The sequence below is a fragment of the Vulcanisaeta distributa JCM 11216 genome, from assembly GCF_001315985.1.
GTDB classification, from domain to species: domain Archaea; phylum Thermoproteota; class Thermoprotei; order Thermoproteales; family Thermocladiaceae; genus Vulcanisaeta; species Vulcanisaeta distributa_E.
This window is the reverse complement of the sequence record NZ_BBBI01000009.1, coordinates 42,240-66,786: the sequence shown is the minus strand read 5'-3', so window position 1 is coordinate 66,786 and position 24,547 is coordinate 42,240. Positions and strand designations below refer to the sequence as shown.

Here is a 24,547-nt window from a genome sequence, read left to right as displayed (position 1 = left end):
CTTACATCAATATCTCCAATAGCGGCATTCTCTTACGAATTAACGAATTTCATGATAAACCTAGGGCCGTCATTAATACCACTTTACGGCATCTGGAACACAGCAGCCCAGTGGGTTGCTAATGGAATTGCCACAAACGCAGTATCTGGCAATACAGCAATATCAATAATGGCAGAAACAATAATGCTATCATTAATAATGGCGATACCCTCAGCTGATGGACTGCTTTTTATACTATTGTTAATTAATTACGGAAAAGATAGAGAATTCAGGGACTTGGTTCTTCTCTCACTACGCTGGTATATAATGTCGGTGATCCTCGCATGGTACTCATAATACTGTTATTAGCCATGCCGTATTAACTAAAGCATGTCCTTAGGTTCAACACGCCTAAACTCAAGGCCGTACGATCTTAAGTAATGATAAGCCGCGGAGGAAATAGACGGAGCAACCAGGATACCCCCCCTAACGTTCCTGCCCTCCTTCTGGTTCAGGTGTTCGACATAACGCTTAAGCTGATTAACAGCCTCCGGGCCTGCTTGCGAGCGCTTGCACTCAATGACAACTAGGTTACCCTTAGAATCTTTACCAAGTATGTCTATGTCACCGACAATTGTGTGGTACTCCCTGGCGATTATCTGCAACCCCCCCTCTTCAACAATACTTGGATTATTGACGATGGCATTAACCATATCTTCCTCCGTACCAAAAACCCTATAATTCAACGTAACACCAAGTCTCACGGCACTAATAAATCTAATAACGGGTATCTCCACAATAACGACCTCCCTCGGACTAGCTCTAACACTCCTGAGCGTCAACACGCCCAGGTTTATTGAGGCATACAATGTTGATGGTGGTGGGTTCCATAAACGAGGTCTCTCTTTACTAGCTTCATGAACCATGAAGGTACCGTCGGGCTTCGATACGACAAGCCTCGGCATTAATTCCTCGAGCTGCGACTTTGCCCTGCCCTCATACGATGCCGTCATGTCTCCATAAACGAGTATTACGTGCGTGCTCTTCCTTAGGTTAATTAGCCTAAGAGCCTCGGTCGGCGATGGATCAACTAAGTACTCAAGGTCTGGTGTTGACTTTCCACCAACGAAGCTCGTCAAATCCATACGAACTATTCTTAAATTAACTAATCATAAGAGTTTTCCCTTATGGATATTTAGCTTAAATTAGGGTCTCGTTAATTTTTAACTTTAATAAAATAGTCATATACTGTCAATATTGTTATTAAAACTCCAGGTATCACCAATTGCCCATATGCTAATTGATAGGATACCTGGGCTAAGAGGCCGCTTATAACCGTGCCTAAAGTCATGCCGAGGTAGCCTGCTGAGAACAATAACCCCCATCGCAACTGTCCTAAGCTCCGGAGTCTCTTCGGCTATTCTCGCCATAACCACTGGGCTTATGGGTGAGCTTGATAGCGCTATAATAGTTAGTACGAGCATTATGTGGAGCAAGTTCCTGCAATGTGGTATGTACGCCAATGAAAGCCCATATATTGATGCCGTACCTAGCATGAGAATGTACCTAGGCCTATACTTATCGATCACATAACCCACCAATGGCTGGCACAGTGTGTATATAAGCGTCTCTAAAGTTAGTACAAACCCTACTATCTCCACACTATACATTAAACTGTTCATGTAAAGCGGTAATAGCATCATGTTTGAATAAAGCATATACCATTCAAGGGCAAGGATTATGGGGTATGGATAAATCCTAGTAAATATACCAGGAATCCTGCGCATGATCTCTCGAATCGCTGTTCGCTGCCGAGCTTCAGATTGCGTGATCCATGCGGCATGAGTGACGTTAAGGAGTAGTAAGGCTGAAATTAATATGGCTATCTCATAGCCGTACATTGACGCTAAATAACCCGCCATAGCCGGCGCAAGGATACCGGCGACTGCCGTCAGGGCATTGGCAAATGTAAGGGCTTTGCCGGGGGTCTTCGTTCGAGAAGCTTCTTCAGAAATTAATGCCCATATGGTAGGCGTTAAAAATGAGCCGAAAACCCCCCCATGAGGATTCTCCCCCCCGTAATTATTAAGGCAACACTCTTTAATAGAAGCAGTAATACACCCGCTGCCGAAAATAATGCGCCAAGAATTATAGTTCTTCTCTTACCTAACGCATCCGCAAATACGCCCGTGACTAATGTTAAAGGCGCCCTCATAAGACCTAAAACGCCCATTACAATACCAATGAGCAAGGGTGTAAATCCGATAATTTTAAAATATAACGGTAAAATAGGTATAAGCATCGATGAACTGAAGTAAAGAATATAAATTATTAAAAATAATATTAATAATTTTTGCATAAAAATCACTTATATTTTATAATAAAAACTCCCTAGGAAAAAGATCTGCGTCATACATTAATTGACAATATGGATTGCTAAATTTATAATCACCATAGGTTTCGTATGAATATGCTATACAAAATCCAGCACAATACTTATTAAATATACACCGGGAACATACTCCAATAAAATCTTCCGGTTTTACATACCTCATTGCCAAATAACCTTTAGGATGTAGCCAAATATCTATTATACTGTCTTTCTTAATATTTCCTATTATAGTCTCTGGATGAGATATGCCTATTGCGCAAGGTGCTATTGAGCCATCCCACAATACTGCTAGCATATTTTTATACGGACATTTTCTATGTGCCATCTTAAGATATTTCAGCCCATACCTTGCTATAAGAGCAGGCGGTGCATGAATAAAGATACCATCAGGGTATATCTCATAAGCTTTAATTGCAGTTTCAATAAATTTATTTACTAAGTTTATAGTTTTATCTTTATTTAATTTTATTATTAACTTATCTTTAAGCAATACTTTGGCTCTTCCAAGCGGTAAAATCGGCTGTAATAATATTTTACTATCAAGCTCTCTTGCTAAAGTAACAAGATTTAGAATATCATCATAAGTTATCTTCATAGATTGATGCCATTATTAAGACATCTATTCCATAAGTTTTAAATAGTTTTATATTATTAATTACTTTATTATATGCACCATTTAATCCTCTAAATGTGTCAAACTTTATTGGTGATGAATAATCGAGACTTACCGCTACACGTTTAACGTTACCTAATTTGGCTATAGTTTTTATATCTTGTTCATCTAATAATGTGGCATTAGTATCATAACTTACAAATATATTTTGTTCCGCACAGAATTTTGTTACTTTTAATACTAAATCTTTTCTTACGAAAGGTTCGCCTCCTGTTATTTTCACATATTTTAAACCTAGTGATGACGCCTCGATAATAGCTTTCGTAAGTTCATTAAAACTTACTTCATCTTTATCCTCCTCTTTATTTTTAATACTGATTGTAGGAACAAAGCAATGAGGACATGTTAAATTACAACGCCTTGTTATGTAAATAAGCATTATTTCAAGAGGCGGGATAGCACTTTTTGAATTCATTATTGCTCACTCTATTTTGCTTAATTTTATTTCAATCTTTCCATTCTTATGATATATTAACTCTCCATCATTGAGCTTTATAACTCTCAAAATATTATCACTGCTCTCAGCAGATTCTATTTCAAATTCTTTAATAAAATCAAATTTTCTTTTTAGCTCTTGTGGAGAAAAAATAATATGACAATATCCAATCGCCATATAATCCTTTAAGTCTAATACTTCTACTTCTTTATACTTTGGGTTAGTCATCATTCCGTGTATACAAGATATAGTTTTAAAAATTATTCTATGTCCTATGTAGAATAATTTTTAAAAATAGGATGAGAAATAAAATAAATATTATTTATTTTTTATATATTCAACATCATCTTCACTTATTAACTCCAGTTCAAAGTTTAAGTCATAAAGAATTTTGGCGATATCGAATGTGCTGAGTCTTAATGGGTTAATGATTATGTTGAGCGTATTATTCTCAATCCAGATATCAAGGGGCTTGATTTCTCTCTGAGCATGTTCTAAATTACCTAACTTAATTAACCTAAACCTGTAATACCTGGCGTATGCCGTGCACCCGTTATCAAGGGCTTCATTCACGAAATCTGCATCATCATCTATCATTACGAGCGCCCCCCCTCACCACTTAGATTGATTATGTTTACATCTCTATTCTTAATAACGTTATCAAGGCATTCCCTCCATTTAATTAAGTATACTAGGCTCATCGAGTAATCATCTTTTCAATAAACTCCTTAACCCTACGGATGTCAACCTCCTCGATCTCTATTAGGTTTAGGGCATTACGTAGTATGACATTAAATTCATCTTTAGTTACCGAGTTAATCTCATTAAACTCAGTCACTATGTAATTAATCACGGCCCTGGCAGCCAATCCCCTTAGGCCGGACTGCATGCTTTTCAATTCCTTTAATAATTCATTATTGCTCATTGAAATCGATTAATGAAATAATGCCTTTTAACACTTTTTACCAACGAAGGTTCATTATTGTCTCTTATCAATGGGTACATAGGGCACGTCATGAGGACCTGTATAGCATGCCCTAGGCCTAAACAGTCTGTGTTGGTCTAGGTACTCTATGGCGTGGGCGGACCATCCAACGACCCTTGACATCGCGAATATTGGCGTGTAGTATTCATAGGGTATTCCGAGCAGATACATGGCTATGCCACTCCAGAAGTCAATGTTTGGATAAAGCTTCTTGGGGGGGCCAACTTCTCGAGGACCACCTTCTCCACCTCCTCGGCGATCCTATACCACGTCATATTACCCTTAGCCTCACTTAATTGCTTGACGAGTTCCTTGTATATCCTGGCCCTTGGGTCATAGGCCTTGTACACCCTATGGCCAACGCCCATTAACCTCTTACCCTCGGCAAGCAGTTTCTCCACATATGGCCTGGCGTTCTCGGGCTTCCCAATCTCCAGGTACTGCTTCATTGCGGCCTCATTCGCGCCACCGTGGAGTGGGCCCTTCAGTGTGGCAATGCCAGCCGCTATCGCCGAGTATAGGTCTGTCCATGTTGATATTGCGACTAACGTCGCGAACGTCGATGCGGGTACCTCATGGTCGATGTGGAGGACTAGGTATAGGTCTATTGCCTTTGTTGATGTTTCATCAGGCTCCTTCCCAAACATCATGTAGAGGAAGTTGGCGGCGTGGCTCAAATCCTTCCTGGGCTTAACAAGGTCTAGGCCCCCCCTACTGGCCCTGTAGTGTGCAGCTATCATTATTGGTAGGGCTGACGTTAACTTAACAGCCCTCTTGAGATTGGCCTCTTTGCTATAATCACTTGGGTTCTCATCAAATGCCCCCCCTAGGGCAGCCACGCCGGCCTCTAGGGCAAGCATTGGGTGAGCCTTGGCCTTACCCAGGGTTGTTACTACTGAATAAACTTCATTGGGTAGGTCCCTGTATGATGCTAGTAATGCCTTGAAGTCATCAAGCTCCTTCTTATTGGGTAACCTGCCATATAGTATTAGGTATGCAACTTCCTCGAAGGTTGAGTACTTGGCTAGGTCATCGATCCTATAGCCCCCCCTGTACCAAAGGATACCGTTTTTACCATCAATATCGCTTATGGTAGTAGTCTTTACGAGAACATCCTCAAGACCGTGAATTATAGGCCCACATGGGCTTTGAATAACTTTACCACTTGTCTCAATCTTAACCTCCTTAACTTCCTCGCTCATACGTCCTTAACCCTACAGTCACTTATTTAAATACTATCCTAGTATATAGTTTAATTAGGTTTAAGGTGTTAGTCAACTGTCGAGTTCTTAATAGATAGCTATAAAACTAGGGGGGGCGCCATTATTAACAATAAAAGGCTTAATACCACTAAATTTAATGAACATGTGAATTCAATGACCAGAGGTCTCTTCATTGGCAGGTTCCAGCCACCGCACTGGGGGGGCCATGTTTGGGCGGTGAGGGATATACTCAATGAGGTTGATGAGTTGGTGGTAGTGATTGGTTCCGCACAATTCAATTACATAATTAAGGACCCATTCACGGTTGGGGGGGAAAGAATTTGGATGCTAAGGGAGGCTTTGAGGGAGGGTGGCGTGGATTTGTCAAGGGTGATAATAGTGCCAATACCCAATATTGAGAATAATGCTGCGTGGTTTGGTTACTTAAGGTCATACGTACCACCATTCCAAGTGGCCTACACTGGCAATCCATTCGTGGCCATGTTACTCAGGGAGACAGGCATTGAGGTAAAGCAGCAACCACTTTATGATAGGCAGAAGTATAACTCCACAAGGATTAGGGAATTAATGCTTAAAGATGATCCCGAATGGGAAAGTCTCGTACCAAAATCAGTGGCTGAAATAATAAGGAAGATAAACGGAATAGAAAGACTAAAGACCATAGCCACAGGCGAAGCAGAACCACATAAATGGTAAATAATCGTTACAATCACCTCAATCAACAAGCATAAACTTCCATAATAAAAAGCATTAATTTCATGGTATGGTTAGGAGGGATTGAACGCGCTTTTGGCGCCGCCGGGATTTGAACCCGGGACCTACGGCTTAGGCGGTTGGCACTCAACCCCCCCAGTCACATCACTGGCATTGGCATTAAGGTAGAGTATGTCATCAACAAGCTAAGCCCCATTCTCAGGGCTAGCTAAGGCATCCACAACCCTACCATCACTACGTCTCAGGGCAACCCTCCTAAACCTAATAACCCTCATAAGGACTAGGCCCCAGCTGAGAGTTAATAAGGGAAGTGAGGAATGGGTGGAGTAAAGTATTTGCAAAAACTTTAAACAAGGTATATTAAGCAGGGTGAATGTAGGGTAGGTGCCCAGGCATCGACGAATTAGTGAGGCTAAGCCTAACCATGGGTAATGGAACATACGTAATAGGTAACGTAATCCTACTAGTAGCCAAAATAGAGGGCTACGCTGATAAGGCATGGTAGGACGGTGAAATACATGTGCATGGCGAAATACTAAACAAAGCACAAAAACCCACACATCACTGGCTCGCCCAATCTGAGCCACTGGGGGGGCATGCGAGTGGAGACTCAACGTAACCTCTCTCATCCACTAAAACTTTTCCCTCTGCATCAATTACGAATGGGCGGCCTTCATCTGCATCTGGGCATTCAAATAAACTACATTGTCTCCTCCCACACTCTGGGCTATATGTGAAATATTTAGAATTATCGCCTTGCGGGTAAACGCAAGCGTAAGCCCGTACAATTTCGGCTTGCTACCCTAAGAACCCCCCCTATTATGCCACAGTTAAAACTGTAGCTATAACATAACGTCTTTTACAGTATGAGAAAAGCTTTCATGGTGACGAAATTGTATCAGGTTGCGCTGCCTCAATTGCTCAGTCAGTAGTCTTGGCGTTTAAGTGATGAAGGGTATATTGATAGGTTTGGTGTGGGTTCGAATCTCACCGGGTCCGCCAGTTTCTTGATCAGCTCCTCATCACTATGTTACAGTTCGTTGCTTTGTTTGTTTTGCTTGTTGGCTTAGAAGTGTTTTGTTGTTTGTGGTGGGTTGTGTAATGCTTTTTGTGTTTTGGGTGTTGGGAATCTTTGTTCATGGTTTCCCATTGAGGTTTTGGTTTTGATCCTCGTTGCCTTGGCCTTTGCGTTAGTTTGTTTTTCAATTGCTTGCTTAAGCCTGTTCAGTACTGAATCGGCAGTGACTTATTAGTTTGTTTGTGGATTAGGCTTATGGATGTCTCTATGGCTCTTGAAGCCGTTAAACCAAGGATTTGCTGGGGTGTGAAGGCAAGGGGCTCTAGGCGATTTAGGTGCGGTGAGGAGGTCAATGACTCAAAGATCATTGATGAGGTCAATAGGCTAATCAATGAGTTCCTAAACCGAGTAGAGATGCACAAAGGCGTGCTACTGAGCGATTCGAATACGCCATTCGACGAGTCAATCAAAGCCCTAAGCGATTGGCTGCCAAAGATTAAGGGGAAAATTAACGAAAGCAATGATGAAGCCATAATCAACCTGAGGAGGGCGATGATCGAAATAGGCAGGAAGATGCTTAAGTTAGCCGAGGAAGCCAGGGAGAAATGGTTAAGGGTTTACAAATCAGAGTTCAAGGAGTTGGTTGAGAGGTTGGGGAGTAATGAGGTGAGGATAGTCATTAGCGGTGACCCATTCAACAAAAGCAAGTCATTCACAGTTCACTTACACACGAAGAACCTAGTGATTGATGTGGAGAGGGTTGCTAAGTCAGATAGTGTAACAATAATACTACACTTAACTGGGCTTGGGGGGGTGCTCACATCGTTACGCCCAAGCTACTCGATGATGGTAAGTTAAAGGCGATGCGGTATGGGCTTTTGCTGACTGACGGCGCAATTAGCAAAAAGGGTTACCCAGAGATGAGTACTAATCAACTTTGGCAGGTCGTGGCCTGGCCACTGGCTTGGCCTGGGAAGAACCATGTACATATACGTGGTGTGGGTGTTAATGGCGATAACGTGAGTGTCACGTGGTATCTAAGGGCTAATGACCATAAGGGCGAGTTCGAGAGTAAGGCCGTGGTTGCCGAGCAGGCTAGTAAACTAAATAACGAGGGTTTCCTGACGTCTTGCTATTCGCAATTTTGGGCGATGGTAACGTCAATGTTGAGGAGAAGGCGGTTAGGCTCTACATGGGCAGGGCGAAGCATAAAGCCTGGGGGGGTGGCTTAATTGATAGACTGAAAGATCTCGGGTTTAGGGAGTATGATGGTGGGCGTGCAATTAACTACGAGGTTTGGTCCTCAAAGGCTGTTGAGTTGGCTAAGAGGATGCTTGGTGAATCCTCAATAAAGGCTTTAATCGAGGACTTGGGCTTACTACCAGACGCTGAGAAGCTTAAGAACCTAATAACGCTGGCTGGCATGAGGAGTAAGCCGTTGGTAGGTCATCGGTTGAGGTTGCTGGCGTTAGGATGAATGTGCATGTGAGTTATGGAGGCTCCGTTGAGCTTAGGACTGAGCGTGATAGCCTCAAGGATGCTAAAATGATTCAGGAAAAACTCAAGAACGCTGGTTACAACGCAAAGTTGAGAGAGTATAATGGAAGACTCGAGGTCTACATAGGCCAGGACGAAATGAGGAAACACCCAGAACTCATGACCAAGGCCTGCGAAATACTAAGGAGGATGCTTAATGAGGCAGTGAGCGAGGGCAAGATCAAGAGAACAAAGGCGATAATTAAGGCAATGAAGAACCTAAACAGCCCCACCCAAAAGCCCACGGACCAAACAAACACCACAGAAACAACCAAAAAGGCTGGCGCCGCCGCCGGGATTTGAACCTTATCCCAACCCAGCCCCAGCTAAACCAGGCTGGGCTGACGGGACCTACGGGTTAACAGCCCGCCGCTCTACCGGGCTGAGCTACGGCGGCAAGCCAATGTTGCCTTGTTAGAATTTAAGTTTTTTGTCCTGGTTATAGGGTTTGATTGCCTCATTGGGTAAGTGCCTGTTTAAGGCTTTGTAATGCTATATCTATTTTGTCTAGGTCCTCCTTTGTTGGTATACCATTTACACTTATTGCATCTATTACCGTGAAGCCCGCCTTCTCAAGCCTTGTTTTTACATGCCTAAGCACCACATCGCCCCCCCATCCATAATCCGTTATTAGTAGTACTGGCTTTCCACCCTTTAACTTCTTTATCAATAGGTTGATTATGTAGTCCATCAGTGGGAATGGCTCGGTATCGTATGTGGACACCCCAAGGACTATACCAAGTGCGTTATTTGCCTCTCCAATTAAATCGCCAATACTTGCTCTTTCCTTATCCGTAAACTTATAAATACTGACGTTAAATCCCCCATCACCGAGTACATGAGCCACATGACTCATTATGCCATCGACGAAGCCATACATTGAGGAATACGCAATTACTATCTTCCTATTAACTGGTGTTTTCAACGCGAACTCCCTATATAGGTTAATGGCTTTATTTACGAGGTTTCCCTTGATCACTGCGCCGTGGGCGGGCGCGATAATTTCGATACTGCCTTTAGTCACTGCCAGCACTTTATCGAGGTTTTTAATGACGTTATCCTTGTAAAAACCAATTATGTTCGCAAAGTACTTTCTCATTGATGATATGTACTCATCGCTTAATTCATCAATAAACACTGACTTAGGTATCGTGTACGCACCGAAGACATCACAGGTCATCAAGGCCTTTATTTGGGGGGGTATGTACGTGAACATGGTCTCGGGCCAGTGAAGCCATGGTGCGTGGATAAATACTAACTGGTAATTCTTTGTGCTCAATATCTCGTTATCCTTAACAGCCCTGAATTTAGGACTTATTCCATAGAGATTTCTCATTAATTTACTGGTCATTGGGTGACCGATGAAGGTAATACCTGGGTTTCTTTCATACAAAGTCTTTATTGAACCGCTGTGGTCTGGTTCCATGTGATGAATAACGACGTAGTCCAGGTCACGTATATCAATTATAGAACTTAGAGCATTAAGAAAATCATTTTCCAAGCCTTTCTTCCACGTGTCAAAGAGTATCGCCGTATCGTCATCAATTAATAAGTAGGCATTGTACGTGACCCCCTCAGGTATTTCCCATAAAGCCTCAAAGTACTTAGTTGATGTGTCATTGTATCTTAGAATAATTAGATCCTTACTCACCTTATCTATGACTACGTTATTCTCGATTCTCATTATAATACTTAAAATAATGTGAATTTTAAGTCAGGGATAGTATGTTTACTTAAAATAACTTCTCTATTTCAATTAGAATTAATATACTAAAATATGAAAAATTATGTTTTTATATTTATTCTTATTCAAATTTATTCATTAGATCCAGCCCCCCCTAACCTTCATTGCGTTGTATATCCTGTCCACAGCCTCTACGTACGCAGCCTCCCTTATCGTTACCTGGCTCGTACCCAGCTTACTCCACCTATTCATTACCCTATTGAATGTGTCAAGCAATATCCTCTCTAACCTATTCCTCGTCTCCTCCTCATCCCAGAAGTACCACTGCAGGTTCTCAACCCACTCTAGGTACGACATCACGACACCGCCAGCATTAGCTGCTAGGTCGGGCAGTATCCAGACACCCTTCGAGTGCAGTGTTTTCTCGGCATCAGCCGTCGTTGGCCCATTCGCACCCTCAACTATTAATTTGGCCTTTATGTTATTTGCATTGCCCCCCCTGTGTATAACATTCTCCAGTGCGGCGGGTACGAGTATATCAACCGGTAGTTCAAGCACTTCATCATTGGTTATTTTCCTCGTTCCTGAGGCATCGTAGTTCATTACCGTACCTGTCTTATCCTTAACTGCCTTAACATCCGCTAGCTTGAGACCGTTTGGGTTATAGACACCGCCTTTGCTGTCTGTTACGGCAACTACCTTAGCGCCCATCTTCTCCAGCCAATAGGCTCCCCCCCAGTAACCCACATTACCAAATCCTTGAATCGCCACGGTCTTACCCTCAATTCCACCCCCCCATAACTTCTTAGCAGCCTCCCTAGCCCAGACTGCCACACCAAAGCCAGTGGAGTACTCCCTAACTGGGTTGCCCCCCCATAGTATCACTGGCTTTGCTGTGAATACGCCAGGTACGTTGTGACCTGATATTTTACTGTACTCATCAACCATCCAGGCCATTATCTGTGGGTCAGTACCAACATCGGGTGCTGGTATATCAACTTCAGGACCTATGAAGGGCGCCAATGCCCTTGCATAGCCCCCCCTGCTTAGTTCCTCAAGTTCCTTCTTGCTTAATTTCTTGGGATCAACTGCAATTGCGCCTTTGCCTCCGCCATATGGTAGGCCATTTAATGAGTTCTTAAAGGTCATTACCGTAGCCAGCGCTATGTCCTCCTCAAGCGTTACCTCTGGGTGGAACCTTATACCGCCCTTATACGGTCCTAAGGCGTTGTTGTGCTGTACCCTGTAACCCGTGAATACCTGTATCTTTCCATTATCCATCCTAACGGGTATGTTAACGGTTATTATTCTCTGGGGCCTACTTAGGATTTCATAGACCTCCTCCGGATATCCACCTAGCTCTATAGCTCTCTTTAGTGTTTGTAGGACACTTTCTAGGAATGTAGTTCCCCCCCTTAGTGACATCGAGACTATGTAAGTGATGGGTTATTAAATCTTTCTCTATTGGCTTATGTAATATGAACATTGACGACCTAGGTTAGCATTTAAAGTTATTAATCAATGATTATCCCTGAGAATCTCATGAGCCAGAAGGCGCTCAATAGGCTTATGGCTAAATTAACCAAGGAAAATCTATGGATTTATGTGGTCAAGTTGTTAATGGAGAGGCCCATGTATGGCTATGAAATAGCTAGGGAGGTTAGAGAGCGCTTTAACATTAATATAACGAATGTTGGCGTTTACGTAGTGCTTTACAAGATGGAGAGAGATGGTTTAGTGGAGACGTTCATGAGTGATGGGTCTAAAATGTATAGGTTGAGGCCGGAAACCATGGAGCTTTGGTTAAGGGCTAGGGACTTCATATCCGTAATTCTTAAGGAGGTTTTTAATTGTGGTGTTGACTGTGGTTCTGGGAAGGCTTAAGGACAGGATAGAAAGGATGGGTAGGAGAGTTCTCGAAAAAGGCCTTGCGAGAATTATGCCTAGAAACCCCCCCAATGCACTAACGATAGCTTCATTAGTTATTGCATTGCCAACACCCTACTTAATGTGGTTGCATTATTGCTGGGCCTACGTATTAACGTTCATACTATTGATAATTACAAGCGCATTTGATATGCTTGACGGCTTAGTTGCCAGGTATTGGGGGAAGGACCTCCAGGCTTGGCGCTTTTCTGGATTCCACGCTGGATAGGTATGTTGATTTCATAGCATTAATTGATCTCTGGATAATTAGCAATAGAGGTCTACTGAGTATACTGTCGTTGTTATTCGCAATACTGGGTTCATTAATGACAAGCTACGCAAGAGCTAGGGCTGAGGCACTTGGTATTAAGATGATGGGTATTGGCTTACTTGAGAGGGAGGAAAGGCTAATTCTCATACTACTTATTCTTTTGATATTCATAGTCACGGGCATGGGTGCAGTGGTACTGTACGGTCTCCTACTACTCGCATTATTAACAAATGTTACGGCTGTGGAGAGGATAATCATGGCAGTTAGATCTCTGAGCTCTACTTGACTTAATAATGAAATGATTTGTTGATCTCATAGTTCATTTCTTGGTTTTCTTAATTAATAAATTATCGATAATAGGGAAAAGCTAAAGCTTTTATAATTGATCCTCAAGCCAATAATTGTGGGTATGGCTGAGGAGAGCGAGAATGTGGTTATTTACGTAGAGAATGAGAACATAGCCAATAAGGAGATTGTTAAGTCGAGCTTAATAGACACCGTGAAGAACTACGTGAAAAAGCTACTGGATCAATGGAACCCAGACGAGTCAGACTTCATAGTACTTAAGGTGTCTCAAACGGTAAGTCTTGATTTACCATTAAGTAAGGAACTCTATAGGAGGGTTGAGAAGTACGGTGTTAAGAGGTCGGTAATAAGGCTGAGGTTGAGATACCGACCTACGAAATAATATACAGCAATAGGTGGATGGGTGAGGACATGGAGGCCGACAGGTTCGTTGTGATAATGCCCTACATAAATGATGACGTAATAAACCAGGTGGTGAATAATATACTGTCATCACTGACGCCTGAGGGTGAGGAAGAAGGTGAGGAATTCCTTGAGGAGTAGGTTGACGGCATTTCATGAGTAATTATCTATTATTGATGAGCCCATTATACTCTCAAACTCTATCCCAAAGGCATCAAGGACCTGCTCAAGCGATGTCCTTAGGTACTCAATGTACTTATTGGGGGGGTCGATTTCATCAATCCTAGCCAACTGTATTGGCTTAACTCCATCCTTACCCGTGGTCTTTACGTAAATTATTATATCACCAGGCCTTACATTATAGCCTAGGCTCTTTAATTGAAGCGCTGCCTTTACATGTTGCGGTGTGTTCTTTGTGTATGATTCAAGAGACTTAGTGAGTGCGGTTCTTATCGCCAACTTGTTAAGTGGTATCTCCTTTCTCTGTAGTTTCCTGTAGTAATCCCTGACTTTATCCCTAACCTCCTCAACGACCTTGCCGACATCCTCAAGGCCCTGAATATCAGAGAGAAGGCTAATAACCTCATTGAATGCCTCCTTAGCGAAGTCAGGGGGGGTGTTCCTCTTTTTACCAACTAACCCCTTTATGTCCAGTTCACCATTTTGTAGTATGCCGACATAGTTCTTTTTTCTTCCGCTCATAGCGACTAATTTATAGACCTTGTCCAGTTCAATCTCAATGCCGAATTCCTTATCCACCCATTCAATTAATTCCTTAAGTTTGTTCTCGTCAGGGTTCCAAATGAATAGGCTATCAGTGTCCCCATAAATGGGTACTAGCCAAGCTCAAGTGCCTTTAATACGGTCTTTGATAACACGTACCTAGCTAGGGCGGTCGTTAACTCAGCGGCAGGTGGGCAATATAGCTGAAAAACCTCGGCTCCTAACACGCCGTATGATGCGTTTATGAAGACCTTGAGGGCGCTCTGTACGACATTATAATAACTCTTCAATAATTCACTTTGTGCAGATTTCGCTAATTTCTTATATACATAGGCCCTTAGGTCCCTGAGTAAGCCAACAATTAACGCCGTCAGTCCCTTTCTATCGTTACACACCCAATGGGGTAGTTCAGGTATTGGCTTATTGCCTTGTTCCTTCTCGCTTGGGCATTTAACGGTCTCGTAAGATATATTCCAACGCTTAATCACTGATGGGTACATGCTTGCAAAGTCAAGTACGTAGACGTTCGGGAATATGCCGGGCATTGGTTCCAGGACTATGGCACCTGCGTACTTCTTACCCTTGATAATAGCCTTAGTCGCTACGTCACCCTTAGCCTTAACTATATCCTCCTTCTCAGGTATTAACCAACCCCCCCTCCTCCTATGCTCGTAGTACAGCATGTTCCTAATCCATGCTGATATTTGACTCCTGACTAAGTCATCTGGTGGTGTCTTGGAAATCCTGGACATCAATATTATGAGCCTCAGCACTAGGTTGTTGTCATACGTCGTCAGATAAAGCCCCAGAAAGGCATCCCTAAAGTTATAATTAATTAACTCAACGTAGCTCATTTGCGACACGGGCTTATCCCTACTCAGCTTAGACATGCCTATTACCGCGTGGGCTATGGTGTCCAGTGTCCTATCCATGCCCCTATACTTACCACCAAAGGCGTATACCTCGATAGCCCTGATATTGAAGAACTTGTACAAGTCGATGTGTATTCCGAGGGCTATGGACGCCTCATTCCTCCTCAGAATTATCGGTATCTCCTCCTTCTTGAAACCAAGCTTAAGGGCCTGTGGTAGATGTAAGGTAAGTCGAAATTATCACCGTTAAATGTAATCAGTATTGGGTATTGCAAGATTATTGAGAATAATTCTTTCAACATGTCATACTCACTATCGAAGAACTCCACCTCAACGTCATCGTACATCAAGTCCTCAAGGTCCTCGGGCTTTAATTCCATATCTGGTCTCCTAAGGACTAGCACCTTCCTTAGTCCATCACTACCCGCAAGGCCTATGGCTATGATTTCATAATTAGCCTCTCTGGGGGGGTTCGGCACCCTATTCTCCTGCGGTGTAAACACCTCTATGTCGAGGGATAGCCTCTTAAGGTTTGGTACAGGGGGGGCCTGGAATAGCGGTATCCACCTCCTCGCCTCCTCAAGGAATTCCCTATCGTTTGCGTACAACTTATTTATGAATCCCTCGATCTCGGCAGGCACCTCAATGGGCACCTGCACTAGTTTTCCATCCTCAACCCTATAGAACATGCCAGGTATGATCTCGTTATCATATATGTAGCACAAGTGGTACCTTATTCTCGACTCCCAGGTCTTTGGAAGTAACTCCCTTATTGAGTCAGACCTACCTCCAATGCTCAACGGATCCTTAGCATCAATCTTAGTAAGTATGATCTTCCTATCACTCAATGGGTCGTACTTCTCGATAGCTTCAACGTGGCTAAACCCTGGATGTAATATGACCTTCGTAAACTTAGTAATTATTTCCTCTGGCCTCACGTTAGTTAGTAGGTAGGGCCTATGCCCAGTGTTATCGTACCAGAAGTAAATCCTATCATTGACTGGATCGTAAAGTTTAACAAGGGCTTTACCAACCTTCCCATCGTAGGTCACGGTCAGCACTATAGATGGCGGTGTGTTCTGAGGTGTCTCAGCCTTTATCGTTATTTCCTCCTCTTCCTCCTCCTCGCGTTCCTCAAACTCCTCCTCTTCAAGTTCCTCTTCCTCGTCCTCCTCCCTATACTCCTTACTCTTCATTTTCCAGCAAGATATAGCTATAATAACTGACTTATTAATTCGTTACTCCCCCCCTACCTTAAGTACTATAGTTTCATTATATATGTGAGTAGAATTATTAAGTAGGTCGTATTAAGCAGGCAAACAATGGGTAAGTACTTAGGTGATATCATTTGGCCAACAATACTCTTAATCGCAATAGTGGTCCCTGTGTTCATTACCTATGAACCATATATATTAACTAATACTTATTACAACATTGGATCATCAATAACGCAGACACTGAGCAATGCCATGAGTAATCCAGTGAGTATTCTATTAACATACCTCCTCGGAGACCTAGCCCCCCCATACCTATATGTAATTATTGCGATACTTCTAGTACTTAATCGACAAAGAATTCATGAATTACTTAATGAGCTAGGTCTATCCTGGAGACCATTATTCGGTAAGTTGACAGTACCGGTTATCATTATTTTAGCATTTGTTTGGTTTTTAATCAGCGGCTTAATTCCCCTTACATTATTTATTCCTAGGGTCCCAATGATAAGTCTTCTCCTAGCGACCTACATGTTGTTTCCAATAGCCGTTAGCGAAGAGTTCATATTCAGAGGCTTTATGCTTAGTAGGTTATTACCGAAGACGGGATCCATCAACATAATCACTTCATTACCCGCGATAACTATAGATGCCCTATACTTCACGATAGCACATGTGCCTATTTACCTCGCGGTTTACGGCCTTAGCGACCCAATATCACTAATTTACACCCTTAGTTACATATTTATCTATGGAATCATTTCAAGCATTATATTTGTATCCACAAGAAATGTGGTGCCTGATATAATTATTCACTGGATTAATGACTATTTATCTATAGTAACCGTGATTTACCTAGCTCATTAATAATCACGCTACATAGAGTATCCGCGACCTTAATTGCAGCCTCCTTATAGTCCTCAAGGTCTATTAGTTCCTCAGGCTTCGAAGACATACCCAGTGATTTAATTACTACGAACGGGACACCCAACTTATTAACGTACCTACTGAATTTCCTTATTACCCTATTCTCATGTACCCCATCATACGCATTATTAAGAATAACCATAATAGGCCTCCTACCATACCTAATTAACAAATCAATATACATCTTCAACCTAAATAATGAACCCTCAATACCATCAAGGCTCGCTGATGCTATTAATACAACGTCCGTATTTACCCATCTTATGAAGTCAAGTGTTGATGAAAAACCACGTTTATACTTCCTAGACGAACCCGTTAAAAGCCCATAACACCCTCAACAATTAAAGCATCCAGTCCAAGACTCTCAACAGTATTTAACACATCCCTCAGATTAACCCAACCAAGTGATCTACCTCCCCCCCATCTTAGCTTTATACTCATCCAGGGCTTAAATGGCCTATCAAGAATGTAAAGCCCAGGATGTAGGTCCCTTATATCGCCAGCCAATTTGGCGATGCCCACGTAATAACCAGCCTTATTGAGACAGAATGCCAATGCACTCGTTATTAAGGTCTTGCCCTCACCGGTCAAGGTCGATGCGACAGTAATTATCCTAGTACTCATTCTAGGATTAACACCCCCTTTGCCTATCCACTCCTTTTCATGGTAATCCCTATAGTAATTCATAATTTCCTTATTATCGTAAACCCCAATTTCACGAAATATATTCCTAATTATAGGAGACCCTGACCCAAGTATTCCGTGAACCATGGTGCCAAACACGTTATACCTACGGGATACGATCAATGTGGGTACATCAATCCTTACATTCCTATAATTATGCCTTAGTACATGTGATACTCCAACAACCTGGACATTATTTGATAATATACTCATCTTGCCATAGGTATGGGCCTGCCAACCCACTAATTCACTACCTACGAGATCCCTAGTTGCCCAGGTCTCATTAATTATCTTAACCCTCACAGGCCCTGTAACGATTAACGGCTCAAAGACTATATCCAGGACACCAAGCCCTTTGGAGTACCCGGGTAATCCCCTGACGTTCAGATTCACGGCCCTCGACAGCAATTGAGTACCCGAGCAAATACCCAAGACAAAACCACCCCCCCTCTCAACATATTCCCAAACCTCCCTCTCAATCCAGTCATAACGTTGTAGTACCTGGGACTCCACCAGGTTCCTGGAGGTAGTATTAGCAAGTCGAGGTCCTTAATAATGCCTGGTTCATTAATACGGACATTAAATGGTAATTCCTCGTAATAAGGCATTGCACCCCTAACGCTTAATATGCCTATCCTTTTCATGATTAATCACTTAGGATATTACTACAGCATCAATACCATTGTTCACCAGGGTTGATACGGTATCGGCATTATCATCAAAGTGCACAAGTATTTCGTACCTCCTCAATAGGTTCTTGATCATCCCAGACTTATAAACTGGGTCCGGTTCGGTATTATCATCGGGTCTCATGAATAAATCCTCAAATTCATTTACGCCAAAGCTCCTTAATTGATCTATTGTGCACTTTCTCATTGATTCTCTCCTACCCGTCACTATTATTATGCCAAAGCCCCCCCTACTCCTTAATAACTTGAGGAGGTTTATGTTCCTTGTTTTAGGGCTGTCCATGAACAACTTTCTGCAGTCAAGGAAGCAGTCCCAATCAACTTCATTGTTGGACTTAAGGCATAACTTTAATCTATTCTCTGAATTAACCAGGACTCCATCTATATCAAAGGACACGTACTTTATATCCATCACCCCCCCTACTCATCAAATGCAATATCTAAGCACTCAATGCCATTACAACTTATATAATTAATACCAACCATCTTAGGTAGGTAATACATTTGCTTAACGGATTCCGTAGCCACAGTATTAGCACCAACGCTCTTGAGGAATGGTGACACAACAGGACATGTAGTTAATACCAGGTGTATATTGGAATCCTCAAGCATCTTAATTATGCCCTGGCTTAATGTACTAATTACGAAGGATGTCGTAGCTATATAAACAGGCTTCTTGGCCTTCTTCGCTCCTTTGTTTCTTACGTAATTAACTACCGACATTACCTCATCAATGCCATAGTGAGGACATCCAAGGAATACCGCATCAAATCATGATTTTAATTCCTACATCCTTGACAATATCGCTGATATCTATGTCTATTTTCTCGGGTTTATCCATCATAGTGAAGTACTCCTTATGATTTGGTGTGAGTTCGTCGATTACCATGAAGGCGTGGGGGGGTGAGTACGTGGCATAACTAGCCAGTAACTGCTTAATCACAGCATTACTATTAAACCTAGCCATTAGGTATGGCCTTCCATCACCGACTTCCTCAGCGATTTTCCTACCCAGAAGTCCCGCAATTAATGGGTCATTAATTGGCTGTTTTCCATTAACCTTAACCACGTGCGTTGGTACCCTACCCTTAAGCGTGTAAAGTCCATACCTTGGAACCCTACCAACCAATGCCGATAGGACTACGAAAGGTCCCGGGAGTTTCTCGGTCCATGCATCATGGACCGCATTTATATAAGCGACGGCATTGGATTCCGCCCACGCGTGGTAAGTCCTTGATCTAATACGTAGATATTCATATGGAGTGCATGTCAGCCATAAACTAGCGCCCATACTCCTCAGTGCATTTATTATTTTCCACTGCTTATCAATGAACTCCTTTTCTATACCCCCCCAATCATTGGCTATATCAATACCCACAGGGTTTACCGTCGTAAATACGTGAAATTTAGCGTTAGACCTGGCCAAATCCTCTAGGTACTCAAGGCCTGGATCACCTATTGTTAGGTAGGAGACACCGGCAATATGCGCAGTTTCTATCTCAATTAGTCTATCAGCCTTTAATACATCGCCAACCCTAACTATGACCTGCATTGCTCTTGCAATGGCATCTCCATAATCACCACGAAGCATGGCCTCCTCATACTTATTAAGATACATTCAATGCCTTGGAATTTGTGAAGAAAATAAATCTTATTAAATTAATTATATTACGTGAATTCGATAATGCTTGATGATACAATTAACCTATTTAGGAATGTCTCGGCATTGTTTACTGACTATGATGGCACAATAGCGCCAATAGACGTTGCCAGGCAATTGAGTAGACCCCCCCTGAGCCTATTTATGAAAAACTGAGTGAAATAAGTAAGTACATACCAATAGCCGTGATAAGCACAAAGGACTGTGGCTTCCTAATACCGAGGACGGGGTTTGCTAGGGCGTGGTCTTGCACGAACGGTCTTGAAGTAAGGATTGATGGCAATTATTATGTTCATGAGGATTTACCTAGATGGCAAGGTAGATTTGAGTCTCTAATGAATGTTATTAATAAAGTCAATGAGTTAAGGGGGGGTGTTTATTTAGAGATTAAGCGTGTCGGTGATTTAATTGGTGGATTAGGAATTGATTGGAGAAGTAAGGGTGCCATTAACGTGGAAGCCCTTGAACAAATTATTAGGTTTGCGAATGAATTAGGATTTAAGGTAATCAGGTATAGAGGTCATCCATTCATAGACATATATCCAGGGATTCAGGTTGATAAGGGCTATGCTGTGGCGAGACTTCGGGAGCTCATGGGTATAAAGGGACCAGTAATGTATATGGGTGATTCGGAGAATGATATCCCCGCAATGAAGGTCGTTGAGTATCCCATTGGCATTAGACATAAGTACAATGAAGGACTTAACCTACCAGTAATGCTATGGGTTCATGAGAATGAACTACCAGCCTTCTTAAGCTATTTATTGTCAACTTTAAAGTCCAAGGTTCATTAGCTTCCGCAGCCTAATTAACCTGTTTAATCGCCGTAACTTGACTTCATAATTAATACCTACATTCAAGTCAATTCTAAGGGAGTTAATTATCCTTGATTCAATGACGTTCTCAACATTCATAGGCTTCTTGAGTGCCGTAATTAAATGCATTAAAAACCTTTCTCTATAGTAATCAATAAACCCATAGAAATGGTTTAGGCATATAGAGTGCAAGACCCTCAAGACCAACCCTCTCACTGGGCTTCATTAAATGCCTATACTCACTGGCTCTGGGGGGGCTTGCCAGAAACCACCTATTCCTTGGCATTAGTATTCTAGGTAGTTTATCCTGAAAACCACACCTTTTGCATCTTAGTAAGCCTGACTTGCCTGCGGATTCCATTGGACCACCACAAACCGGGCATCTAGGATTCTTCACTTCAATATGCCTATCATGGAGAACCCTCATTCCCTCGATATATAAGCTGGAATTACCATTAGGCTTAACACCACCCCCCCACACCTGTACTAAACATCCAATACAATCTGCTAACTCCCTGGAAATCCCCAAGTGCCTATATGCCATTACCCCCCCTTGTTTCTCATCCAAAATAACCTGGGCATGCCTCTCTCATTAAACATAATGTCCGTAATAATACCCATAAGGTCAATATTCCTATATGGGATAGGTTCATTTACGTGCGACCTATGTTCATCGGTTCCCTGGTTAGTTATGTATATTATCCATCCAACGGCATTATACTTATTAGCGAGGTAATTACCCATGGCAAGTACATGATGGGGTGAATCACCCCCTAATGCCAAAGAGGACTGGGTCAGGGCCGTGAGGTTCAATAAGTACTTGGTCCTCGTATATATTTAGGAATGTGAAGGGGGGGTTCGTTACACGGTCCCAAATCTTCACGTCATTAGGGTCAATAATCGGTCTCTCTTCGTCCTCAAGCCTATATGCTATGAATTCATATGTGGCGTCGATTGGTACAAAGCCCAGAGAGGCCAACGCTCCAATGACACCCCCCCTACCACCCATGAGTCTGGCATTTATCTTATTAGCTACTCTTTGCGCGAGGTCCAGCGTGACCACGTCCCTAACGCTCTTCCTATAAAACCACGCTAATCGTTCATCAACATTTATTGAATCGCTTATTACGTATGCGATTCCAGGGCTTGTCTTACCAACCCTCTTAACCATTTGGTCAATCAGTGAGTTCATTAGCTCAACATAATCCGTAGCATCACTCTCAGACTCGGCATTGATTATTATTGATAGGGATGCATTTCCTCTGGTCTTAAATGGCACATACGGATTTAACCTGGTCAATCGCGGCAACCCAACAATGTTATTAATTAGTCCGTCCTTAATTAGGTATTTAACGAATGAGTACATGACATAAGTGGTGCATCCACCACCCTCCCAATCCGTGTCATCAATACCAATCATCAAATACGGCATTTATGCAGATAGAACCTAAAGAGATAATAATTCCTTTTCATCAATGCTTGAGCTAAAATTACCTTAATTTAGGCGATAAAAGCCTTTTAAATACAATTACATTAATACCAATTTAATTATGGCTGAGAATGAGGAGTCTGAGAGGGAGGAACGTGAGGAGAGTGAGGAAGAGAGGGTTGAGGGCGTTGAGACAGAAGAAACTACGGAGGAAATAGAGGAGGTTAGTGGAGGTGAGGAGGGTGCTGAGGAGGGTGGTGCAGGTGGTGTTGTGGAGAGTGAGGAGTATTATAGGATAATGTTCCCAAAGGGTAAGGAGTTTAGATACGTGTTCACCGCACTAGCTAACCTACTTCAGGAGTCTAACTTCATTATTGATTCTGAGGGTATTAAGATGAAGTCCATAGACCCGAGCAAGGTTTCCCTGGTAATCCTGAACATACCTGGTTCAAGCCTTGAGGAGTACACAGTGACTAAGGAGTTGAAGGTTGGAATAAGCTTTGACCTAGTTAAGAAGATTTTGAAGAGGGTTAAGGCTAAGGAGAAGGTGGAGCTGGGCGTTGATACTGCAAGAATAGGTTCTTCATAACTATATACACGAAGAAGGTAGGGAGGGTGGCTTCTACAGGAGGTTTGGGCTTCCAATAATTAACATAGCCGAGGAGGAGGTCCCTGAGCCTAAGCTTGAGTACCCCCCCGTCAGAATTAGGATGGGTATGGACGTTTTTGTTGACCTATTAAGTTCAGCCAGTGAGGTTTCTGATTCTGTGAAGCTTTTTGCAAAGGAGGATTCCTTCTCCATATTGGCTGAGGGTGAGGGTGGTAAGTCGATTGAAACAACCTACTCCAGCGGTGATGAGGTTTTCTATGAATACTCAGTGCAGGCTCTCACGATGCCGTATACTCCGTCGAACTACTCCTGGATTTCATAAGGCCGATGAAGCAGATAAGTGAGACTGTAACAATAGAGTTTGATAATAATAAGCCATTAAAACTAACGATAGATTTTGCAATAGGGTCCATTCAGTTTTACCTAGCACCTAGGATGGCGTAATTACCTTAAACTTAGTAATCCCATTCTCATACACTATACTTAATCGATACGTAATCATGTGGAGGTACGATCGTTGGCATTAATTGGGAAAGATTTACATCAAGTGATAAGCCCTTGATGGAACCCTCCCTTGGCCTAAAATCAAGGTTTAAATCAACGGCTTCATCGCTCCAATTACCTATGAATAATAACCCATGGCCATCTAGAGACTCGATTCTAGTCATTATGTGTGTCGACATTATTGACTTAATTTCATAATCATTACCAAGAGCCACTCTACCGCCATTAATATTAATATTCAAGTCACTGATTGCATATGCGCGATTTAAGCTTATTATAAGAATCACGAAGTGGTCATTAATATATACGAGAATCCAATTTAGATACGGTACGATCTTCGTATCCATGGTTATATGCGACGGCCACATTACTGGATTCAACAATGATAAAAAGGTTAGGTATTTCAGCTCATCATTTGATGAACGTATTAACTCATTAAACACTCTAAGGCTCATTAAGGCATATTATACCTATTAAGGGCTATGGATAATTTGGAGAGATCCTCGGGGCTTAATTCATGAATTCGCTATAATAACCATACAACATATTCACCGCCCTATTATACTCATATACCCTATTCGCTAGACATATCAATTCATCAAAGCATCTCCTTCTCAGCTCAGCCCTCATCTTCATGAGATCGTTCTTCAAATTCGCAATCGACTTAACGCTTTTTTCCCACCGTAACCTTCTATAAGTATCCAGGTACCTAATCATTAATTCATAGTCACTGCAATACTCCATCTCCCTATTAGTTAATTCATATGTGTTCCAGAACCATAATGCATAGTCACACCTAGGCCTTAAGTAAATACCCGCTCCTAGCTCTAGGGTATAGTCCTGCCTAGATGTGAATATCGCTACGTACATTTTTG

Annotated in this window: 28 protein-coding genes, 1 tRNA gene and 5 pseudogenes; 13 read left to right on the top strand and 21 right to left on the bottom strand. The window is 42.3% G+C overall.

What is annotated here, in order from left to right; translation table 11 throughout:
• The first annotated feature begins 51 nt into the window (after positions 1 to 51).
• A complete protein-coding gene (locus tag JCM11216_RS08830) occupies positions 52 to 336 on the top strand; it encodes a hypothetical protein (protein WP_054853982.1) in 285 nt (94 codons plus the stop codon).
• A 26-nt stretch (positions 337 to 362) separates the two neighbouring features.
• Here the strand turns inward: JCM11216_RS08830 and nucS are convergent, their stop codons facing one another.
• The 8 genes and pseudogenes from nucS to JCM11216_RS08785 form a co-directional block, all read right to left on the bottom strand.
• Complete coding sequence (gene nucS, locus JCM11216_RS08825) at positions 363 to 1,124, bottom strand: endonuclease NucS (protein WP_054853981.1); 762 nt, start codon at positions 1,122 to 1,124, stop codon at positions 363 to 365.
• Between the two features lie 96 nt (positions 1,125 to 1,220).
• Positions 1,221 to 2,281 (bottom strand): annotated as a pseudogene (locus JCM11216_RS18370) (MFS transporter).
• 73 nt (positions 2,282 to 2,354) lie between these two features.
• On the bottom strand, positions 2,355 to 2,966 hold the full coding sequence (locus JCM11216_RS08810) for an SPASM domain-containing protein (RefSeq protein ID WP_054853978.1): 612 nt from the start codon (positions 2,964 to 2,966) through the stop codon (positions 2,355 to 2,357).
• Positions 2,950 to 3,459, bottom strand: coding sequence for a radical SAM protein (locus JCM11216_RS08805; RefSeq protein ID WP_054853977.1), 510 nt, complete (start codon positions 3,457 to 3,459; stop codon positions 2,950 to 2,952). The genes JCM11216_RS08810 and JCM11216_RS08805 overlap by 17 nt, the downstream gene beginning before the upstream one ends.
• 6 nt (positions 3,460 to 3,465) lie before the next feature.
• Positions 3,466 to 3,711: a hypothetical protein gene (locus JCM11216_RS08800; RefSeq protein ID WP_243675858.1), complete on the bottom strand. Its 246-nt coding sequence runs from the start codon at positions 3,709 to 3,711 to the stop codon at positions 3,466 to 3,468.
• 87 nt (positions 3,712 to 3,798) lie between these two features.
• The gene (locus tag JCM11216_RS08795; RefSeq protein ID WP_054853975.1) at positions 3,799 to 4,077 is read right to left on the bottom strand and encodes a hypothetical protein; all 279 of its coding nucleotides are present in this window, start codon (positions 4,075 to 4,077) and stop codon (positions 3,799 to 3,801) included.
• A gap of 100 nt (positions 4,078 to 4,177) precedes the next feature.
• Positions 4,178 to 4,405, bottom strand: a complete 228-nt coding sequence (locus tag JCM11216_RS08790) for a hypothetical protein (protein WP_054853974.1) — start codon at positions 4,403 to 4,405, stop codon at positions 4,178 to 4,180.
• Positions 4,406 to 4,459: 54 nt separating this feature from the next.
• Positions 4,460 to 5,667, bottom strand: a pseudogene (locus JCM11216_RS08785) (citrate synthase/methylcitrate synthase).
• A gap of 174 nt (positions 5,668 to 5,841) precedes the next feature.
• On the opposite strand from JCM11216_RS08785, the gene JCM11216_RS08780 reads away from it, so the two are divergent.
• From JCM11216_RS08780 to JCM11216_RS18355, 4 genes are all read left to right on the top strand, one after another.
• On the top strand, positions 5,842 to 6,384 hold the full coding sequence (locus JCM11216_RS08780) for a nicotinamide-nucleotide adenylyltransferase (protein ID WP_054854001.1): 543 nt from the start codon (positions 5,842 to 5,844) through the stop codon (positions 6,382 to 6,384).
• Between the two features lie 1,276 nt (positions 6,385 to 7,660).
• On the top strand, positions 7,661 to 8,278 hold the full coding sequence (locus tag JCM11216_RS18365) for a hypothetical protein (protein ID WP_243675857.1): 618 nt from the start codon (positions 7,661 to 7,663) through the stop codon (positions 8,276 to 8,278).
• Positions 8,279 to 8,340: 62 nt separating this feature from the next.
• Positions 8,341 to 8,652, top strand: a complete 312-nt coding sequence (locus JCM11216_RS18360) for a hypothetical protein (RefSeq protein WP_243675856.1) — start codon at positions 8,341 to 8,343, stop codon at positions 8,650 to 8,652.
• On the top strand, positions 8,613 to 8,897 hold the full coding sequence (locus tag JCM11216_RS18355; RefSeq protein ID WP_243675855.1) for a hypothetical protein: 285 nt from the start codon (positions 8,613 to 8,615) through the stop codon (positions 8,895 to 8,897). The genes JCM11216_RS18360 and JCM11216_RS18355 overlap by 40 nt, the downstream gene beginning before the upstream one ends.
• Positions 8,898 to 9,237: 340 nt before the next feature.
• Here JCM11216_RS18355 and JCM11216_RS18350 read toward each other — a convergent pair.
• From JCM11216_RS18350 to JCM11216_RS08765, 3 genes are all read right to left on the bottom strand, one after another.
• A tRNA-Asn gene (locus JCM11216_RS18350) sits at positions 9,238 to 9,353 on the bottom strand.
• 60 nt (positions 9,354 to 9,413) lie between these two features.
• Positions 9,414 to 10,640: an FprA family A-type flavoprotein gene (locus JCM11216_RS08770; RefSeq protein ID WP_054853973.1), complete on the bottom strand. Its 1,227-nt coding sequence runs from the start codon at positions 10,638 to 10,640 to the stop codon at positions 9,414 to 9,416.
• 138 nt (positions 10,641 to 10,778) lie between these two features.
• Positions 10,779 to 12,065, bottom strand: a complete 1,287-nt coding sequence (locus tag JCM11216_RS08765) for a Glu/Leu/Phe/Val dehydrogenase (protein WP_054853972.1) — start codon at positions 12,063 to 12,065, stop codon at positions 10,779 to 10,781.
• Between the two features lie 117 nt (positions 12,066 to 12,182).
• Here JCM11216_RS08765 and JCM11216_RS08760 point away from each other — a divergent pair, with 117 nt between their 5' ends.
• From JCM11216_RS08760 to JCM11216_RS08750, 4 genes and pseudogenes are all read left to right on the top strand, one after another.
• Entirely contained in the window at positions 12,183 to 12,524 is a 342-nt protein-coding gene (locus JCM11216_RS08760) for a PadR family transcriptional regulator (protein ID WP_054854000.1), read from the top strand.
• Positions 12,505 to 12,795, top strand: a complete 291-nt coding sequence (locus tag JCM11216_RS18345) for a CDP-alcohol phosphatidyltransferase family protein (protein ID WP_243675854.1) — start codon at positions 12,505 to 12,507, stop codon at positions 12,793 to 12,795. Before JCM11216_RS08760 ends, JCM11216_RS18345 begins: the two co-directional genes overlap by 20 nt.
• A complete protein-coding gene (locus JCM11216_RS18340) occupies positions 12,734 to 13,123 on the top strand; it encodes a hypothetical protein (RefSeq protein WP_243675853.1) in 390 nt (129 codons plus the stop codon). The genes JCM11216_RS18345 and JCM11216_RS18340 overlap by 62 nt, the downstream gene beginning before the upstream one ends.
• A 123-nt stretch (positions 13,124 to 13,246) precedes the next feature.
• Positions 13,247 to 13,686, top strand: a pseudogene (locus JCM11216_RS08750) (DUF2286 domain-containing protein).
• Positions 13,687 to 13,698: 12 nt separating this feature from the next.
• Here the strand turns inward: JCM11216_RS08750 and JCM11216_RS08745 are convergent.
• Positions 13,699 to 16,336, bottom strand: a pseudogene (locus tag JCM11216_RS08745) (DNA-directed DNA polymerase I).
• 126 nt (positions 16,337 to 16,462) lie between these two features.
• On the opposite strand from JCM11216_RS08745, the gene JCM11216_RS08740 reads away from it, so the two are divergent.
• On the top strand, positions 16,463 to 17,221 hold the full coding sequence (locus JCM11216_RS08740; protein WP_054853971.1) for a CPBP family intramembrane metalloprotease: 759 nt from the start codon (positions 16,463 to 16,465) through the stop codon (positions 17,219 to 17,221).
• Here the strand turns inward: JCM11216_RS08740 and JCM11216_RS18335 are convergent.
• The 4 genes and pseudogenes from JCM11216_RS18335 to JCM11216_RS08720 form a co-directional block, all read right to left on the bottom strand.
• Complete coding sequence (locus JCM11216_RS18335; RefSeq protein ID WP_243675852.1) at positions 17,190 to 17,465, bottom strand: hypothetical protein; 276 nt, start codon at positions 17,463 to 17,465, stop codon at positions 17,190 to 17,192. The two genes, JCM11216_RS08740 and JCM11216_RS18335, sit on opposite strands and share 32 nt — an antisense overlap.
• 131 nt (positions 17,466 to 17,596) lie before the next feature.
• Positions 17,597 to 18,478 carry a hypothetical protein gene (locus tag JCM11216_RS18330; RefSeq protein ID WP_243675851.1) on the bottom strand — a complete coding sequence of 294 codons (882 nt, stop codon included), beginning with the start codon at positions 18,476 to 18,478 and terminating at the stop codon, positions 17,597 to 17,599.
• A 141-nt stretch (positions 18,479 to 18,619) separates the two neighbouring features.
• Positions 18,620 to 19,066 carry an HAD family acid phosphatase gene (locus tag JCM11216_RS08730; RefSeq protein WP_054853999.1) on the bottom strand — a complete coding sequence of 149 codons (447 nt, stop codon included), beginning with the start codon at positions 19,064 to 19,066 and terminating at the stop codon, positions 18,620 to 18,622.
• A gap of 8 nt (positions 19,067 to 19,074) precedes the next feature.
• A pseudogene (locus JCM11216_RS08720) lies at positions 19,075 to 20,245 on the bottom strand (aconitase X catalytic domain-containing protein).
• A 254-nt stretch (positions 20,246 to 20,499) separates the two neighbouring features.
• Here JCM11216_RS08720 and JCM11216_RS08715 point away from each other — a divergent pair.
• Positions 20,500 to 21,108 carry an HAD hydrolase family protein gene (locus tag JCM11216_RS08715; RefSeq protein ID WP_054853968.1) on the top strand — a complete coding sequence of 203 codons (609 nt, stop codon included), beginning with the start codon at positions 20,500 to 20,502 and terminating at the stop codon, positions 21,106 to 21,108.
• A gap of 172 nt (positions 21,109 to 21,280) precedes the next feature.
• On the opposite strand, the gene JCM11216_RS18325 is transcribed toward JCM11216_RS08715, so the two are convergent.
• From JCM11216_RS18325 to JCM11216_RS18315, 3 genes are read right to left on the bottom strand one after another with little or no spacing between them, the layout of a single operon-like run.
• Positions 21,281 to 21,673: a hypothetical protein gene (locus JCM11216_RS18325; RefSeq protein WP_243675850.1), complete on the bottom strand. Its 393-nt coding sequence runs from the start codon at positions 21,671 to 21,673 to the stop codon at positions 21,281 to 21,283.
• Positions 21,673 to 21,912 (bottom strand): hypothetical protein, encoded by a 240-nt coding sequence (locus JCM11216_RS18320; protein ID WP_243675849.1) that lies wholly within the window; start codon positions 21,910 to 21,912, stop codon positions 21,673 to 21,675. The genes JCM11216_RS18325 and JCM11216_RS18320 overlap by 1 nt, the downstream gene beginning before the upstream one ends.
• A complete protein-coding gene (locus JCM11216_RS18315; protein ID WP_243675848.1) occupies positions 21,896 to 22,561 on the bottom strand; it encodes a DUF1743 domain-containing protein in 666 nt (221 codons plus the stop codon). The genes JCM11216_RS18320 and JCM11216_RS18315 overlap by 17 nt, the downstream gene beginning before the upstream one ends.
• Before the next feature lie 118 nt (positions 22,562 to 22,679).
• On the opposite strand from JCM11216_RS18315, the gene JCM11216_RS18310 reads away from it, so the two are divergent.
• Both JCM11216_RS18310 and JCM11216_RS18305 read left to right on the top strand, forming a co-directional pair.
• On the top strand, positions 22,680 to 23,147 hold the full coding sequence (locus tag JCM11216_RS18310) for a hypothetical protein (RefSeq protein WP_243675847.1): 468 nt from the start codon (positions 22,680 to 22,682) through the stop codon (positions 23,145 to 23,147).
• A 121-nt stretch (positions 23,148 to 23,268) separates the two neighbouring features.
• Positions 23,269 to 23,490: a hypothetical protein gene (locus JCM11216_RS18305; protein WP_243675846.1), complete on the top strand. Its 222-nt coding sequence runs from the start codon at positions 23,269 to 23,271 to the stop codon at positions 23,488 to 23,490.
• Positions 23,491 to 23,638: 148 nt separating this feature from the next.
• Here the strand turns inward: JCM11216_RS18305 and JCM11216_RS18300 are convergent, their stop codons facing one another.
• Both JCM11216_RS18300 and JCM11216_RS18295 read right to left on the bottom strand, forming a co-directional pair.
• Positions 23,639 to 24,127 carry a hypothetical protein gene (locus tag JCM11216_RS18300; protein WP_243675845.1) on the bottom strand — a complete coding sequence of 163 codons (489 nt, stop codon included), beginning with the start codon at positions 24,125 to 24,127 and terminating at the stop codon, positions 23,639 to 23,641.
• 55 nt (positions 24,128 to 24,182) lie between these two features.
• Positions 24,183 to 24,542: a hypothetical protein gene (locus JCM11216_RS18295; protein WP_243675844.1), complete on the bottom strand. Its 360-nt coding sequence runs from the start codon at positions 24,540 to 24,542 to the stop codon at positions 24,183 to 24,185.
• Positions 24,543 to 24,547 lie beyond the last annotated feature (5 nt).